The 14,440-nt window shown below is 63.5% G+C and carries 13 protein-coding genes; 6 read left to right on the top strand and 7 right to left on the bottom strand.

Features of this window, described 5'->3' with window-relative positions:
* Positions 1 to 452 precede the first annotated feature (452 nt).
* The 6 genes from trpA to G4923_RS01840 all read right to left on the bottom strand — a co-directional run bounded on the left by trpA (position 453) and on the right by G4923_RS01840 (position 7,395).
* Positions 453 to 1,259 (bottom strand): tryptophan synthase subunit alpha, encoded by an 807-nt coding sequence (gene trpA / locus G4923_RS01865; protein ID WP_163135269.1) that lies wholly within the window; start codon positions 1,257 to 1,259, stop codon positions 453 to 455.
* Positions 1,256 to 2,449, bottom strand: a complete 1,194-nt coding sequence (gene trpB / locus G4923_RS01860; RefSeq protein WP_163135267.1) for a tryptophan synthase subunit beta — start codon at positions 2,447 to 2,449, stop codon at positions 1,256 to 1,258. The genes trpA and trpB overlap by 4 nt, the downstream gene beginning before the upstream one ends.
* 197 nt (positions 2,450 to 2,646) lie before the next feature.
* Positions 2,647 to 4,146: a bifunctional indole-3-glycerol-phosphate synthase TrpC/phosphoribosylanthranilate isomerase TrpF gene (gene trpCF, locus G4923_RS01855; RefSeq protein WP_240455240.1), complete on the bottom strand. Its 1,500-nt coding sequence runs from the start codon at positions 4,144 to 4,146 to the stop codon at positions 2,647 to 2,649.
* Positions 4,143 to 5,156 carry an anthranilate phosphoribosyltransferase gene (gene trpD / locus G4923_RS01850; RefSeq protein ID WP_163135262.1) on the bottom strand — a complete coding sequence of 338 codons (1,014 nt, stop codon included), beginning with the start codon at positions 5,154 to 5,156 and terminating at the stop codon, positions 4,143 to 4,145. Before trpD ends, trpCF begins: the two co-directional genes overlap by 4 nt.
* Before the next feature lie 9 nt (positions 5,157 to 5,165).
* Complete coding sequence (locus tag G4923_RS01845; RefSeq protein WP_163135260.1) at positions 5,166 to 5,765, bottom strand: aminodeoxychorismate/anthranilate synthase component II; 600 nt, start codon at positions 5,763 to 5,765, stop codon at positions 5,166 to 5,168.
* Positions 5,758 to 7,395, bottom strand: coding sequence for an anthranilate synthase component 1 (locus G4923_RS01840; RefSeq protein WP_163135258.1), 1,638 nt, complete (start codon positions 7,393 to 7,395; stop codon positions 5,758 to 5,760). The genes G4923_RS01845 and G4923_RS01840 overlap by 8 nt, the downstream gene beginning before the upstream one ends.
* A 421-nt stretch (positions 7,396 to 7,816) precedes the next feature.
* Here G4923_RS01840 and rnm point away from each other — a divergent pair, with 421 nt between their 5' ends.
* The 6 genes from rnm to tesB all read left to right on the top strand — a co-directional run bounded on the left by rnm (position 7,817) and on the right by tesB (position 13,116).
* Complete coding sequence (gene rnm, locus G4923_RS01835; protein WP_163135256.1) at positions 7,817 to 8,698, top strand: RNase RNM; 882 nt, start codon at positions 7,817 to 7,819, stop codon at positions 8,696 to 8,698.
* Between the two features lie 138 nt (positions 8,699 to 8,836).
* Positions 8,837 to 9,457 carry an L-threonylcarbamoyladenylate synthase gene (locus G4923_RS01830; RefSeq protein ID WP_103244556.1) on the top strand — a complete coding sequence of 207 codons (621 nt, stop codon included), beginning with the start codon at positions 8,837 to 8,839 and terminating at the stop codon, positions 9,455 to 9,457.
* Entirely contained in the window at positions 9,450 to 10,346 is an 897-nt protein-coding gene (locus G4923_RS01825; RefSeq protein WP_205597008.1) for a segregation and condensation protein A, read from the top strand. Before G4923_RS01830 ends, G4923_RS01825 begins: the two co-directional genes overlap by 8 nt.
* Positions 10,347 to 10,439: 93 nt before the next feature.
* Entirely contained in the window at positions 10,440 to 11,012 is a 573-nt protein-coding gene (scpB, locus tag G4923_RS01820) for an SMC-Scp complex subunit ScpB (RefSeq protein WP_163135254.1), read from the top strand.
* Positions 11,013 to 11,123: 111 nt separating this feature from the next.
* Positions 11,124 to 12,047, top strand: a complete 924-nt coding sequence (gene rluB, locus G4923_RS01815; protein ID WP_103244558.1) for a 23S rRNA pseudouridine(2605) synthase RluB — start codon at positions 11,124 to 11,126, stop codon at positions 12,045 to 12,047.
* A gap of 205 nt (positions 12,048 to 12,252) precedes the next feature.
* Positions 12,253 to 13,116 carry an acyl-CoA thioesterase II gene (tesB, locus tag G4923_RS01810; RefSeq protein WP_139744958.1) on the top strand — a complete coding sequence of 288 codons (864 nt, stop codon included), beginning with the start codon at positions 12,253 to 12,255 and terminating at the stop codon, positions 13,114 to 13,116.
* Positions 13,117 to 13,190: 74 nt separating this feature from the next.
* On the opposite strand, the gene G4923_RS01805 is transcribed toward tesB, so the two are convergent.
* Positions 13,191 to 14,369, bottom strand: coding sequence for a dicarboxylate/amino acid:cation symporter (locus G4923_RS01805; RefSeq protein WP_025327613.1), 1,179 nt, complete (start codon positions 14,367 to 14,369; stop codon positions 13,191 to 13,193).
* Between the last annotated feature and the right edge of the window lie 71 nt (positions 14,370 to 14,440).

The following is a 14,440-nucleotide window of genomic DNA, read 5'->3' as shown; positions in this document are numbered from 1 at the left end:
AGGGCGGGCGAAACCCTGTCGAGGGCAGAGCCCTCGCGTCCCATGGGGCGCAGCCGCATCAAGGGGTCAACCGCAGGCTCGGGAATTCGGTCAAAATCCACCAGGGGGCGGGCGAAACCCTGTCGAGGACAAAGTCCTCGCGTTCCATGCGGCGAAGCCGCATCAAGGGGTTAACCGCTGGTTCGGGAATCCGGTTAGAGTCCGTCGCCGTGGAAAGGGAATTTGCTGCGGTGCAATGCGCTGCGCTTATTGCACCCTACGGTGTTCCACTGCGTGGCGAAGCCGCGCCACCATATCAACTCCGCGAACGTCTGATTACGCTTCGCTAATCAAACCTACAGAGAAGCCAACCGCTGATGCCGGATAACAAAAGGGAGCCCAAGTGGGCTCCCTTTATGCTGGCTGGCTGGTCAGGGTCAACGGCATCTGACCCTATACCTGCATACCTGCCCCTACTTATTGGTCGCGGCCTTCATCCCTTCCACAAATTCCTTCAGACGAGTGAGCATATGCTCCGGGTTCTGGTGGTGGGTCTCGATGATCTTCACCACGGCGGAGCCGGAGATGGCACCGGCGGCGCCGGCCTTGATGGCCTCGCGTACCTGGGCCGGTTCGCTGATGCCAAAGCCGAGCAGGGTGGGCGGCGCATTGAACTCGCGCAAGGTGTTGATGAGGCCATCCACCGGCATGCCGGCCTTGGTCTCGGCGCCGGTCACGCCGGCGCGGCTCACCAGGTAGGTGTAACCGCTGCCGAGCTCGGCAACTGCCTTGAGGGTCTCGGTGTCACCGTTGGGCGGGGCGATAAAGATGCTGTCGATGCCGAACTTGTCGGCCGCCGCCTTGTAGGGGGCGCACATCTGCACCGGCACGTCGGCGACCAGCACAGAGTCCACCCCTGCCTGCTGGCACTTCTCGTAGAAGCCGTCGATGTGGCGCACATAGACCAGGTTCGCGTAGACCAGCAGGCCAATGGGCAGCTCCGGGTACTTGGCACGGATGCGGGCGAGCAGGCCGAAGCAGTCGTCCGGGGTGGTGTGGCTGGCAAAGGCCCGCAGGGCCGCCCCCTGAATGGTGGGGCCGTCCGCCACCGGATCGGAGAAGGGAATGCCCAATTCGAGCGCATCGGCGCCCCCTTCGACCAGGGCATCGACGATGGCCAGGGAGAGTTCGGGGGTGGGGTCACCCAGCATCACGAAGGGCACGAAGGCGCCCTGATTGGCCTTGTCCAGACGGGAGAAGAGTTGTGCGTAGCGATTCATGACAGGGTTCCTTCTTTCTCGAAAATGTCGGCAACGGTGAAGATGTCCTTGTCGCCACGGCCGGAGAGGTTGACGATCAGCACCTGCTCTTTCTCAGGTTCGCTGCGGGCCATCTTGAGGGCGTGGGCCAGGGCGTGGGAGGACTCCAGCGCAGGGATTATCCCCTCGGATTTGGCCAGCTCCTGGAAGGCGTCCAGCGCCTCCTTGTCGGTGATGGAGACATACTCGGCGCGGCCGATGGAAGCCAGATGGGCGTGCTGGGGGCCGACGGAGGGGAAGTCGAGCCCCGCCGAGACGGAGTAGGACTCCTGGATCTGACCCTGGTTGTCCTGCATCAGGTAGGAGTGCATGCCAAAGAAGACCCCCTTGCTGCCGTGACCCAGCGGCGCGCCGTGCTCGCCGCTCTCGATGCCGTGACCACCGGGTTCGACCCCGATGAGACGCACCGAAGGCTCATCGATAAAGTCAGCGAACATGCCGATGGCGTTGGATCCGCCGCCGACGCAAGCGATCACGGCGTCGGGCAAGCGCTCTTCTTTTTCGAAGCACTGGGCCTTGGCCTCCTCGCCGATCATCTTCTGGAACTCCCGCACTATGGTGGGGAAGGGGTGAGGGCCGGCGGCGGTGCCGAGCAGGTAGTGGGCGCTGTCGTAGTTGGCAGCCCAGTCGCGCAGCGCCTCGTTGCAGGCATCTTTCAGGGTGGATGAGCCCGAATGCACAGGAATGACGGTGGCTCCCATCAACTTCATGCGAAATACGTTCGGCTTCTGGCGTTCGCAATCCTTGGCACCCATATAGACCCGGCACTTGAGGCCGAGCAGGGCGCAGGCCAGGGCAGTGGCGACCCCGTGCTGACCGGCGCCGGTCTCGGCGATGATCTCGCTCTTGCCCATCCGCTTGGCGAGCAGGGCCTGACCCAGCACCTGGTTGGTCTTGTGGGCGCCGCCGTGCAGCAGATCTTCACGCTTGAGGTAAAGCCGGGTCTTGGTGCCCTTGGTCAGATTGCGGGTCAGGGTGAGCGGGGTCGGGCGACCGGCATACTCGGTGAGCAGCTCCTGGAATTCGGCAACGAAGGCCGGGTCATCCTTGGCATCGACGAAGGCCTTCTCCAGCTGGAGCAGGGCGGGGATCAGGATCTGGGGCACATACATGCCACCAAATTCACCAAAAAACGGATTGAGCAGGGTCATGGTTATCTTCCTTTACATTCTGCAATTGAGATCAGGTATGAGCCTTGGCGGGCTGAGGCGTATGGCTGGGGCACATACATGTCATCGACGAAATTCACCGAAAAACGGATTGAGCAGAGTCATAGATTATTCCTTGTGCTTATAGGCAAATGCAGTTCATTAATTTGGTGCATGTTCAGAGGGCGCGCAGGGCACTCTTACAGTTGGCGCAGGGCGCCAAAGGCTGCCGCTATCTTGTGCGCATCCTTCTGGCCCGGGGCACTCTCCACCCCGGAGTTGAAATCAAGGCCGAGGCAACCCACCCGGGCGGCCTGCAGGGCGTTGTCGGGATTGAGCCCCCCCGCCAGCATCAGCTTGGCTTTATCGAGATTGGCCAGCATGGCCCAGTCGAACGCCTGACCGGTGCCGCCGCTCTGGCTGCCGACTTTCGTATCCAGCAGCAGGCGATCCGCCGGGTAGTCGAGGGCGGGCAGGGGCTCGCCGCTTTCCTTGCCAAGAGAGACGCCTACCGCTTTCCAGATCTGGCAACCCGCAGGCAGCAGAGTACGCAGGCTCTCGATATAGGCGGCGTCTTCATCCCCGTGCAGTTGCACGGCGGCGAGGTTCAGGGCCTCCACCGTCTTGGCGATGGTGGCGGGCTGGGCATTGCGAAACACCCCGACGTAACAGAGCTGTGCCCCGGCCATGACGGCGCGGGCGGCGGGGATGTCCACGTAGCGCGGGCTCTTGGCCACGAAGATAAGGCCGCCAAATACCGCACCTGCCTGATGGGCGGCGGCGGCATCTTCGGGGCGGGTGAGGCCGCACACCTTGTTCTGACCGAGCACAAGCTTGCGTACCGCCGCCTCCAGATCCGGCTCGCTCATTAGGGAGGATCCCACCAGGAAGCCCTTGGCATGGGCACGCAGATCCGCCACCTGGGCGCGGTGGTTGATGCCGGACTCGCTGATCACCACCCGATCGCTCGGAATATCTTTGGCCAGTTGCTTGGTGCGGGCGAGATCCACGCTGAGATCCCGCAGATCCCGGTTGTTGATGCCAATCACGGGGGCGCCGAGGGCCAGGGCGCGATCCCGCTCCTCTGCATTGCTCACCTCGGTCAGCACCCCGAGGCCCAGCTCCCTGGCAACCTTGAACAGGGCGCGATAGCCCTCGTCGGTGAGCACCGAGAGCATCAGCAAGATGGCGTCCGCCTGATAGTGGCGGGCCAGATAGACCTGATAGGGGTCAATCATGAAGTCCTTGCACAGCACCGGCTGCTTGACCCGGGCACGCACCCTGGGCAGGAAGGCGAAATCCCCCTGGAAGAACTGCTCGTCGGTCAGCACAGAGATGGCGGTGGCGTAGTTGCCATAGATGTCGGCGATGGCCTCGGGGCTGAAGTCATCGCGTATCAGCCCCTTGGAGGGGGAGGCCTTCTTGCACTCCAAAATGAAGCGGGTGGAGCCTGCACGCAGCTCTCCCTCGAAGTCCCGATCGCTTGGCACCAGGGCGCCCTGGAAGCTCGCCAGGGGCTGGGCCAGCTTGCGGGCCGCGACCCACTCCTGCTTGGCGGCCACTATCTTGCCGAGAATGGTCTGGTTGATGGAAGCCCGATTCAGGAAGGCATCGGGGGAGGAGAGGGGGTCGGGCATCTCGATATCCTTGCTAAGAGTGGTACTGCCTTGTTGGCTGCCGTGAGTAGTGACTGACATCATGCCTCCTGATGGCTCAGGGTGGCGAGTGCCTGGGCGAGCAGGCGGGTTTCACCGCTTGCAAGCTTGGCCAGCACCTGCGCGGCCGCCTGCTTGAAGTCCGGGGCCTTGCCCGCCATCACCAGGAGCGGCGCCACGTTGGCGGCGATGGCGGCGTTGTGGGCCGCTGTGCCTTCGCCCGCCAGTATGGCGTCCGTGATGGCGCGGTTCTCCTCCGGCTCCCCCCCTTGAATGGCGCTGACCGGGTAGGTCTCGAGGCCAAAGTCTGCCGGGGTGAGCAGGTATTCGCGAATTTCGCCGTCACGGATCTCGGCCACCTGGGTCGGACCGTGAATGGCCACTTCGTCCAGCCCGGCGCCGTGTACCACCATACCGGTTTTCAGCCCCAGTGCCAGCAGGGTTTCTGCGATGGGACGCACCAGCTCGGGGGCATAGACCCCCATCAACTGGTAGCTGGGGCGGGCGGGGTTGATAAGCGGCCCCAAGACGTTGAATAGTGTCCTGGTTTTCAAGGCCTGGCGCACCGGCATGGCGTGGCGCACCCCGGCGTGGTACTGGGGGGCAAACAGGAAGCAGATGCCGAGCTGGTCCAGACAGTGGCGGGCCTGCGCCGGGCTCATGTCGAGCTTGATCCCCATCTTGTCCAGCAGATCGCTGGAACCCGATTTGCTCGAGACGGAGCGGTTGCCGTGCTTGGCCACCTTGAGGCCGCAGGCGGCAGCCACCAGGGCCGAGGTGGTGGAGACGTTGATGGTGTTGAGGCCATCGCCACCTGTGCCGACGATGTCGCAGAACGCATAATCCGGGCGCGGGAAATCACGGGCCTCCGCCAGCAGCGCCTCGGCGGCGCCGGCGATCTCCTCCGGGGTCTCCCCCTTGATCTTGAGAGCAGTCAACAAGCTTGCGAGGACGATGGGATCCACTTCGCCACGGACCACCTGGCCGAAGGCGTCGCGGGCGGCGTCGCGGGTGAGAGACTGCCCCTGATAGAGGGTGTTGAGATGATGATGCATGGGGTCTCCTTACCGCACGTGGCTTTCTGGACGGGTGATGTGGGCGAGCGCCTGGGTCAGCAGGCGGGCCCCTTCCGAGGTCATGATGGATTCCGGGTGGAACTGGAATCCCAGCACCCGTTCGTCCCGTTGCTCGATGGCCATGGGCATGCCCTGATAGTGGGCAATCACCTGCAGCTCTTCGGGTACATAGGTCGCCACCAGGGAGTGATAGCGGGCCACCGGCAGCGGGCTTGGCAGCCCCGCGAAGGCGCCGTGACCGTTGTGCTCAATGAGGGAGCGCTTGCCGTGGACTATCTCGCCCGCCGCCCCGACAGTGCCGCCGTAGGCTTCGCACAGGGCCTGATGACCGAGGCAGATGCCGAGGATGGGCACCCGGCCGCGGGCCAGCTTGATGAGATCGATGAGGCAACCGGCCTCGTGCGGGGCGCCCGGTCCCGGGGAGAGCACCAGCACGGCATCGCCGTCACAGGCTTCTATCTCCTGCATGATGCGGGTCGCCAGCAGGCTGTTGCGGTAGATGCGCACCGGATAGCCCAGGGTGCGGAACTGATCCACCAGGTTGTAGGTGAACGAATCGAAGTTATCGAGCAGGAAGATGTTAGTCATGGCTCACGTCCTTATGTTGCTCCTGCTGGGCGCTCAGGGCTTGCAGGGAGGTGCCATGGCTGGCGGCGATGGCGGCCAGCACGGCGGCCGCCTTGGCGCGGGTTTCGTCCGCTTCGGCCTGGGGCTTGGAGTCATAGACCACGCCGGCACCGGCCTGGACATGGGCCAGACCCGCTTTCACGAAGGCGGAGCGGATGACGATGCAGGTGTCCATCTCCCCCGCGCCGTTGAGGTAGCCCACGGCGCCGCCGTAGCTGCCGCGGCGCTTGCCTTCCACCATGCGGATAAGCTCGCTGGCCCGCAGCTTGGGGGCGCCGGTCAGGGTGCCCATGTTCATGCAGGCCTGATAGGCGTGCAGGGCATCGAGATCCGAGCGCAGGCGGCCCACCACCCGGGAGACCAGGTGCATCACGTGGCTGTAGCGATCCACTTTCAGCAGATCCTTCACGTAGCGGGTGCCGGGCTCGGAGATGCGGGCGATGTCGTTGCGACCCAGATCCACCAGCATCAGGTGCTCGGCCACCTCTTTCTCGTCCTGGCGCAGTTCGAGCTCGATGCGGCCGTCCAGATCCAGATTGATGCTGCCATCGGGGTTGAGGCCGCGGCGGCGGGTACCGGCGATGGGGTACATCTCCACCTGGCGGCTGGCGGCGCAGAACTTGACCGCGCTCTCCGGGGAGGCGCCAAACAGGGTGAAGCCCTCATCCTGCACATAGAACATGTAGGGGCTGGGGTTGGTCTGCTTGAGGCGGCGATAGGCGGCCAGCGGGTCGGGGCAGGGCAGGGAGAAGCTGCGGGACGGCACCACCTGGAAGATGTCGCCGCGGCGGATAAAGCCCTTCAGTTTTTCCACTTCGGCGCAGAACTGCTTGTCGCTCTTGTCGATATGGAGGTTGCCGGTGAGCGGCTTGGCACCTTGCGCCACCGGTTGCGGCTGCTGGCAGGCCTGTTTGAAGGCCTCGAGGCGCGCGGTCAGCTGTGCGTAACGCTCATCGAGCTGGCTCTCGTCCTGCTCGCCGCCAAAGAGGCAGGCCAGCAGCGCCGTGCTCTGCTTGATGTGATCTATGGTGATCAGGGTCTCGGCCACATAGAAGCAGTAGTCGGGGCAGTCGTTGCTCCCTTCCGGCACTTGTGGCAAGTCTTCAAAGGAGGCGATGAGATCGTAGGCGAAGCTGCCTCCCATGAAGAGGGCCTCTTTACCCTGCTGGCACTGCAGCTCCCGTTGCAGGGTGCGCAGCACGTCCAGCACGCTGCTCCCCTTGAGGCGGCTGTCTTCGTCAAGGGTGCGATCGGAGGCCGGGAAGTCGAGTTGCAGCTCGTCCGCCACCCGGGTCTGGGTGATGACGGCGGGTAAACGCTGCTCGAGCAGGCGCTGCAACTGGACGCCGTTGCTGGTGAGGGCGCGGACCCGCACCGTGCGGCCACGGCACTCGATGCGCAGGCAGGCATCCACCAGCAGCAGGCTCTGGGTGCCGGCCTTGGAGTCTATCTCCACCGATTCCAGCAGCAGGTTGTTGGGGTTGTGCTGGCAGAGCCGGGTGTAGAGCGCCAGGGGATCTGTCACATAAGGGGCATTGAGCCTGATGGTATCGAATTCGCCCAGGGGTAACCGGGTCTTGTTGCCTGTCATAATGCCTTCCCTTGCATGTGTTGTGTGTAACCGATGGTCATGGCGTTTCTCTCGAATTGGGATTGGGTTTTCGTCACGTCAGCGAGTTCGCCATCGCCATGTCAGTGCACTTGTCTGAATTGTCGGTTTCATCACAGGTCCATTTGCCGGATAATAAAAAAGCCCGCTGGGGTCAGCGGGCTTTTTCTTTGGGTTCTTAATTTGCTGTCAGATTACAGGTACAGCAACGACCACACGCCCGCATGTCAGGGAGTGTGCCACCACCAGATGGTCAGGATGGAAGTCGTTTGCATGATAGAGTCCTGTAAAAAGATGTTTGCAATGAAGTGCCTACAGAAAACGATAAAGCCGCGGCCAAGTCAAGTCGCTTTTTTGCCTTCTTTTTCCCAAGCAGGCCCCCTGATGAGAGCGAAACAAGCCGATGAGATTCGATCTTCACTGTCATACCACGGCCTCGGATGGCGTGCTGAGCCCCGCCGATCTGGTGCGCCGCGCCGCCGAGAAAGGGGTGGAAGTGTTAGCGGTCACTGACCACGATACCCTTGACGGGCTTGATGAAGTCCGTCAGACGATCCAGCACGAGCAGTTGCCGCTGCGACTGGTGAGCGGGGTCGAGATCTCCAGCGGTTGGGAGCACCACGAGATCCACATAGTGGCGCTCGGGGTGGATGAAAAAAATCCGCAGCTGGTCGCTTTCCTGGCCGGTCAGCGGGCCCGCCGCGAGGCGCGCGCCCAAGAAATAGGGCGCCGTCTGGAGAAGTGCCTCATCCCGGGCACCTATGAAGAGGCCAAGCAGCTCGCCGGTGACGCCGCCGTGACCCGCGCCCATTTTGCCCGGGTGCTGGTGGCGCGCGGGGTGGCCGACAACATGCAAAAGGTATTCAAGAAGTACCTGAGCCGGGGCAACAAGGGCTATGTGCCCGCCGAGTGGCCCGAGATGGGCGAGGCCATCACCGCCATTCACGCCGCGGGCGGGCTGGCGGTGCTGGCCCACCCCAGCCGCTACAGCCTCACCGCCAAGTGGATCAAGCGGCTGCTGGTCGCCTTCAAGGCGGCCGGTGGCGATGCCATGGAGGTCTCCCTGCCCCAGCAGAGCCCCCAGGAGCGGGCCAATCTCGGCCAGTGGGCCAAGGATCACGATCTCTACATCTCGGTGGGATCGGATTTTCATTTCCCCTCCAACTGGACCGAGCTGGGCCGCCATCTGTGGCTGCCCAAGGAGGGCATGCCACTCTGGCTCGGCCACCCCGATCACTTCGGGCTCAGCCAGGAGCAGCATGCCAGCCTGTTGGCCAGCCGCTGACAGGAGGAGGCCGATCCGGTCGGATCGCGTCTTTGGTACGGGCGAGTCTGTGCCAAACAGGTTAAGGTAGTGTCATGGGCCAGGCGGCCCGTGACCATGAAGCGGGCACCCGGTGTGCCCCTATCGCGAGAAGAGCATATGAGTCAGCATTTTTACGTACATCCGGACAATCCCCAGGTTCGCCTCATCGGTCAGGCGGTGCAGATACTGCAAAACGGCGGCGTCATCGTCTATCCCACCGACTCCGGCTATGCCCTGGGCTGCCAGATGGGCAACAAGGACGCGCTGGAGCGCATCTGCCGCATCCGCCGCATCGATCCGAACCACGACTTCACCCTGGTGTGCCGGGATCTATCCGAGATCTCCACCTACGCCAAGGTGGACAACACCGCCTTCCGGCTGGTGAAGAACAACACCCCAGGCCCCTACACCTTCATCTTCAAGGCCACCAAGGAGGTGCCGCGCCGCCTCATGAACGAGAAGAAGAAGACCATCGGCATCCGGGTGCCCGCCAACAACATAGCGCTGGCCCTGCTGGAGGCCCTGGGTGAGCCGCTGCTCTCCACCACCCTGATCCTGCCGGGCTCCGAGATGGCGGAGTTCGATCCCGAAGAGATCGCCGACAAGCTCGGCAAGCAGCTGGATCTGGTGGTCAACGGTGGCTATCTGGGCGAGCAGCCCACCACTGTGGTGGACTTCTCCGACGACGAGCCCGTGCTGCGCCGTCGCGGTGCCGGGGATCCGACGCCGTTTGAGTGATACTGCCGAGCCCGTACCCGAGGCGATGATCTCGCCGGGTGCGACGGGGGAGGGCCTGCTTCCCCCGCCTATCACCCCCTCGCCCATCGCCAAAGTGCTGGGGCAGCCCTACCATGAGCTGCCCCAGGATCTGTTTATTCCGCCCGATGCGCTCGAGGTGTTCCTCGACACCTTCGAGGGGCCGCTGGATCTGCTGCTCTACCTCATCCGGCGTCAGCAGCTGGACATCCTGAACCTGCCTATCCTGCAGATCACCGCCCAGTACATGGAGTACGTGGAGCTGATGCAGGGGCTCAATCTGGAGCTGGCGGCGGAATACCTGCTGATGGCGGCCTGGCTCGCGGAGATAAAATCCCGCCTGCTGCTGCCCAAGGCCCCGGAGCTGGAAGACGAGGAGGAGGGAGAAGACCCTCGCGTCACCCTGATCCGCCGGCTGCAGGAGTACGAGCGCTACAAGCTGGGCGCTGAGCGGGTCAACGCCTTGCCGAGGCTGGAGCGGGAGATCTTCATCGCCACCGCCCTGCCACCGGATTTTGGCGCCTTGAAGCCGCTGACCCCCGATGTTTCGCTGGTTGAGCTCGCCCTTTACATGCAAAGTGTGGTAAAACGCGCGACTCATTTTGAACATCACCAGATCCGCCGCGAGCAGATCCCGACCCGGGTGCGGATGGCGGAGATCCTCGCCATGCTCTCCCTGGGCCAGACCCTGCGGCTGGAGCAGGTGCTGCGGGCCGAAGAGGGGCGCATGGGGGTACTGGTGACCTTTCTGGCCTTGCTGGAGCTGTGCAAGGAGCAGCTGATCTGGATCCTGCAGGCCGAGCCGCTGGGGCCGATCCATTTTGCCCTGGCGAGCCAGGGGGAAGGGGGAGAGCATGAGCAGGTACACTGAGTGGCGGTTCGCTCCGGGCAGTCCGGACGGGGAGGGCAACCGTGGCGCTGCCCGCTGAACGACTCAAGACCCTGATTCAGGGAGGGATGCGTGATGGCGCTGCCTGCTGAACGCTTAAAAACCCTGATCGAGGCGGCGCTGTTCGTGGCCGGTCGTCCGCTCAATGTCAGCGAGCTGAAAAGCAGCGTGCTGGGCGATTATCCGGTGACCAGCCGCTATGTGCAGTTGCTGCTGGCGGAGCTCAGGCAGGACTACAGCGAGCGGGGGGTGGAGCTCAAGGAGGTTGCCTCCGGCTGGCGCTTCCAGGCCCGCCAGGAGTATGCGGAGGAGCTGTCGCGCCTGTGGAGCGAACGGGCGCCCCGCTATTCCCGTGCCGTGTTGGAAACCCTGACCCTGATTGCCTATCGTCAGCCCATCACCCGGGCCGAGATAGAAGCCATCCGCGGGGTGGCGGTATCGAGCCAGATAGTGAATACCCTGAAAGAGCGCGGCTGGGTGCGCAGCATAGGTCACAAGGAGGTGGTGGGTCGCCCCGAGCTGCTCGCCACCACCCGAGAATTTCTGGACTATTTCAATCTGCAGAGTCTGGAGCAGCTCCCCGAGCTGGATCCCGAACTGCACTCCCCCTTGCCGGTCATGCTGGGCGAGGGGAGCGACGGTCAATAAGCGGCAGGCCGTCTTGCGCATTAACGTGGTGGCGATGCCCAGAGGGCGCGTCACAGGAGTCAATGTTGTCCGCTATGTCAGCGGGCAGCGATCAACAATCAGGTAAACCCGATGAGTGAAAAACTGCAAAAAGTATTGGCCCGCGCGGGTCAAGGCTCCCGTCGTGAGATGGAGGCCCTGATCACCGCAGGTCGGGTCAGCGTGGATGGCAAGGTCGCCATGCTGGGGGATCGCGTCGAAGTGAACGCCGTGATCCGGGTGGATGGTCACCAGGTCAAGACCCGTGCGGCCGAGGAGCAGATCTGCCGCGTGCTGGCGTATCACAAGCCCGAAGGGGAGATGTGTACCCGTCACGATCCGGAAGGTCGTCCCACCGTGTTTGATCGTCTGCCCAAGATGGACGGGGCCCGCTGGATTGCGGTCGGCCGCCTCGACGTCAACACCTCCGGCCTCTTGCTGTTCACCACAGACGGCGAGCTGGCCAACCGGCTGATGCACCCGAGCCACGAAGTGGAGCGGGAATACGCGGTGCGCGTCTTTGGCGAGATCACCGAAGCCATGCTGCAGCGCCTGCGCAAGGGCGTGCAGCTGGAAGACGGCATGGCCAGGTTCAACAAGATCAAGCCGGCCGGCGGTGAAGGGCTGAACCAGTGGTTCAACGTCACCCTGACCGAGGGTCGCAACCGTGAAGTGCGCCGCCTGTGGGAATCCCAGGAAGTGCAGGTGAGCCGCCTGATGCGCATTCGCTACGGTGACGTCACCCTGGATCGCGGCATCCCCCGCGGTGGCTGGCAGGAGCTGAAACTGCCCGAGGTGAACTACCTGCGCGGCCTGGTCAACCTGCCCAACGAGACCGAGTCCAAGGTCGACCTGCAGCAGGATGGCAAGAGCACCCGCCACAAGCAGGCCGCCCAGATCCGTCGTGCCGTCAAGCGCCACAAGGATATGCAGGGCAAGGAGCCGCGCGCTCGCAGCACCACGGCCCGTCGCAAGCCGCAAGCCTCGACCCGCAACTCCGGCACCGGCAGCAAGTAAGCCGATGCCTGTGGCATGACGTGGTCGGCCCGGGCCAGGCAAAAGCCCGCACCCTCTGGTGCGGGCTTTTTGTTTGTGGCGATTATCCTCCCCCTTTTGAAGGAGGAGGTCGGAAAAGGGTGGCTTCGGGAGAATGGGCGTCAGCAAGGTTGCCCTGGCGGGGCGGGCTTGTTAGCCTTTCCCGCACTGAATACAGGAGATAAGAATGAGCAAGGTACTGGATGAGCTGCTGGCACTGCTGGCGCTGGAGAAAATAGAGGAGGGCCTGTTTCGGGGCCAGAGCCAGGATCTCGGTCTGCGGGCCGTGTTTGGCGGACAGGTAATGGGGCAGGCCTTGTCAGCCGCCAAGCAGACGGTGGCCAGCGATCGTCAGGTCCACAGCTTCCACTCCTACTTCCTGCGCCCCGGGGATGTGACTCGTCCCATCGTTTATGACGTAGAGAATATCCGCGACGGTCAGACAGTCTCCACCCGCCGGGTCAAGGCCATTCAGGGCGGCAAGCCCATCTTCTACCTCAATGCCTCGTTTCAGGTGGAGGCCAGCGGCTTCGAGCATCAGGCCCAAATGCCGGTGGGGATCACCCCGCCTGAACTGCTCAAGAGCGAGCTGGAGCTGGTGCGTCCCTACGAGCAGCTGATCCCGGCCACCCTGCGCGACAAGATCCTCTGCGAGCAGCCCATCGAAATCCGCCCGGTGACCCTGGTTGACCCCATCCGTCCGGCGATAGAGGCGCCCCTGCGTCACGTCTGGTTCAAGGCCAATGGGCAGATACCGGATGACCAGCGGGTGCACAACTACCTGCTGGCCTATGCCTCTGATTTCAACTTCCTGTTGACCGCCCTGCAGCCCCACGGGGTCTCCTACTGGGAGCCGGACATGCAGGTAGCGACCATAGATCACTCCATGTGGTTCCACCGGGAGTTCCGGCTGGATGACTGGCTGCTCTATGTGGTGGACAGCCCGAGCGCCAGCGGCGGCCGTGGTCTGGTACGCGGTCAGTTCTTCACCCGCGACGGCGTGCTGGTGGCGAGCACAGCGCAGGAGGGGGTTATCCGTCGCCGGGGCTGAGCCTTCCATCACAGGCAGTCCATCAAAAAAAACGGGAGCCAGTGGCTCCCGTTTTTTTATTGCGGCGCAGGCCCTCAGGCGGCGTCCCGCTGTGGGGCGGCCAGGGTCTCTTCGCCCTGGGCGAAGCGATCGGCCCAGAGGGCGATGACGCCGTCACCTGTGACGTTGCAGGCGGTGCCGAAGCTGTCCTGGGCCAGGTAGAGGGCGATCATCAGGGCGATGGAGGCCTCCCCGAAGCCGAGCATGGAGGTGAGCAGGCCGAGCGCCGACATGACGCCGCCGCCGGGGGCACCCGGCGCCGCAATCATGATGACGCCGAGCATCATGATGAAGGGCAGCATGGTGCCATAGCCCGGGATGGCCAGGTGCTCGGAGAGGAACATCACAGCGGTGGCGCAGGTTACCAGGGTGATGGTGGAGCCGCAGAGGTGAATGGTGGCACACAGGGGCACGGTGAAGTTGGCGATGCCGTCGCTCACGCCGTTGTTCTTGCTGGCCTGCAGGGCCACCGGGATGGTGGCGGCGCTGGACATGGTGCCGAGCGCGGTGAAGTAGGCGGGCAGCATGTTCTTGATGAGCATGGCGGGGGAGCGGCCCAGCGCCAGCCCGGTGCCAATGAAGAGCACGGAGAGCCAGAGCCAGTGCATGACGATGGCCATCACCAGCACCACGCCGAAGGTCTTGAGAGTGGCGAACACTGTTCCTTCCACCGTCATCTCGACGAAGACGCCGGCGATGTAGAAGGGCAGTAGCGGGATGATCACGCGGGCCAGCAGGCGGTCTATGATGTCACGGCCCTGATCGGCGACCCGGCGCAGGTCGGTGGCCTGGGTGGCGCTGATGCCGATGCCGAACACGAAGGCGGCGGCCAGGGCCGACATCACCCCGAACAGCGGCGGTATCTCGAGATTGATGTAGGAGCTGAGCTTGATGGCGGCCTGCGCCGTGGGCTCGGCGGCCGTGGTCAGCTGCGGGATCAGCTGGCTCGCCACCGTGAAGGCGAACAGGCCCGCCAGTATGGTGGAGCAGTAGGAGAGGGCCACCGTCTTGCCGAGCAGCTTGCCGGAGTTCTTCGGCAGGCTGGCGATGCCGCTCATGATGAAGAACAGGATGATGAGCGGAATGGTGAAGGTGATCAGCTGACCTATCACTGTCTTGGCCGTGAACAGCACCCGTGCGACCCATTCCGGGGCGTAGAGGCCGAGCAGGAGACCGGCGAGGATGCCGGCAATCAGATTGAGGACGAGTTTCATGGGGAATCCAGGTGTTGGTGTCTGTTTTGTTATTTAATCTTGATTTTAATGCCGCTTTTTAACACAAATGC

Origin of the sequence: Aeromonas rivipollensis (assembly GCF_010974825.1) — a bacterium.
GTDB lineage: Bacteria > Pseudomonadota > Gammaproteobacteria > Enterobacterales > Aeromonadaceae > Aeromonas > Aeromonas rivipollensis.
This window is presented reverse-complemented; position numbering and strand designations above follow the sequence as displayed.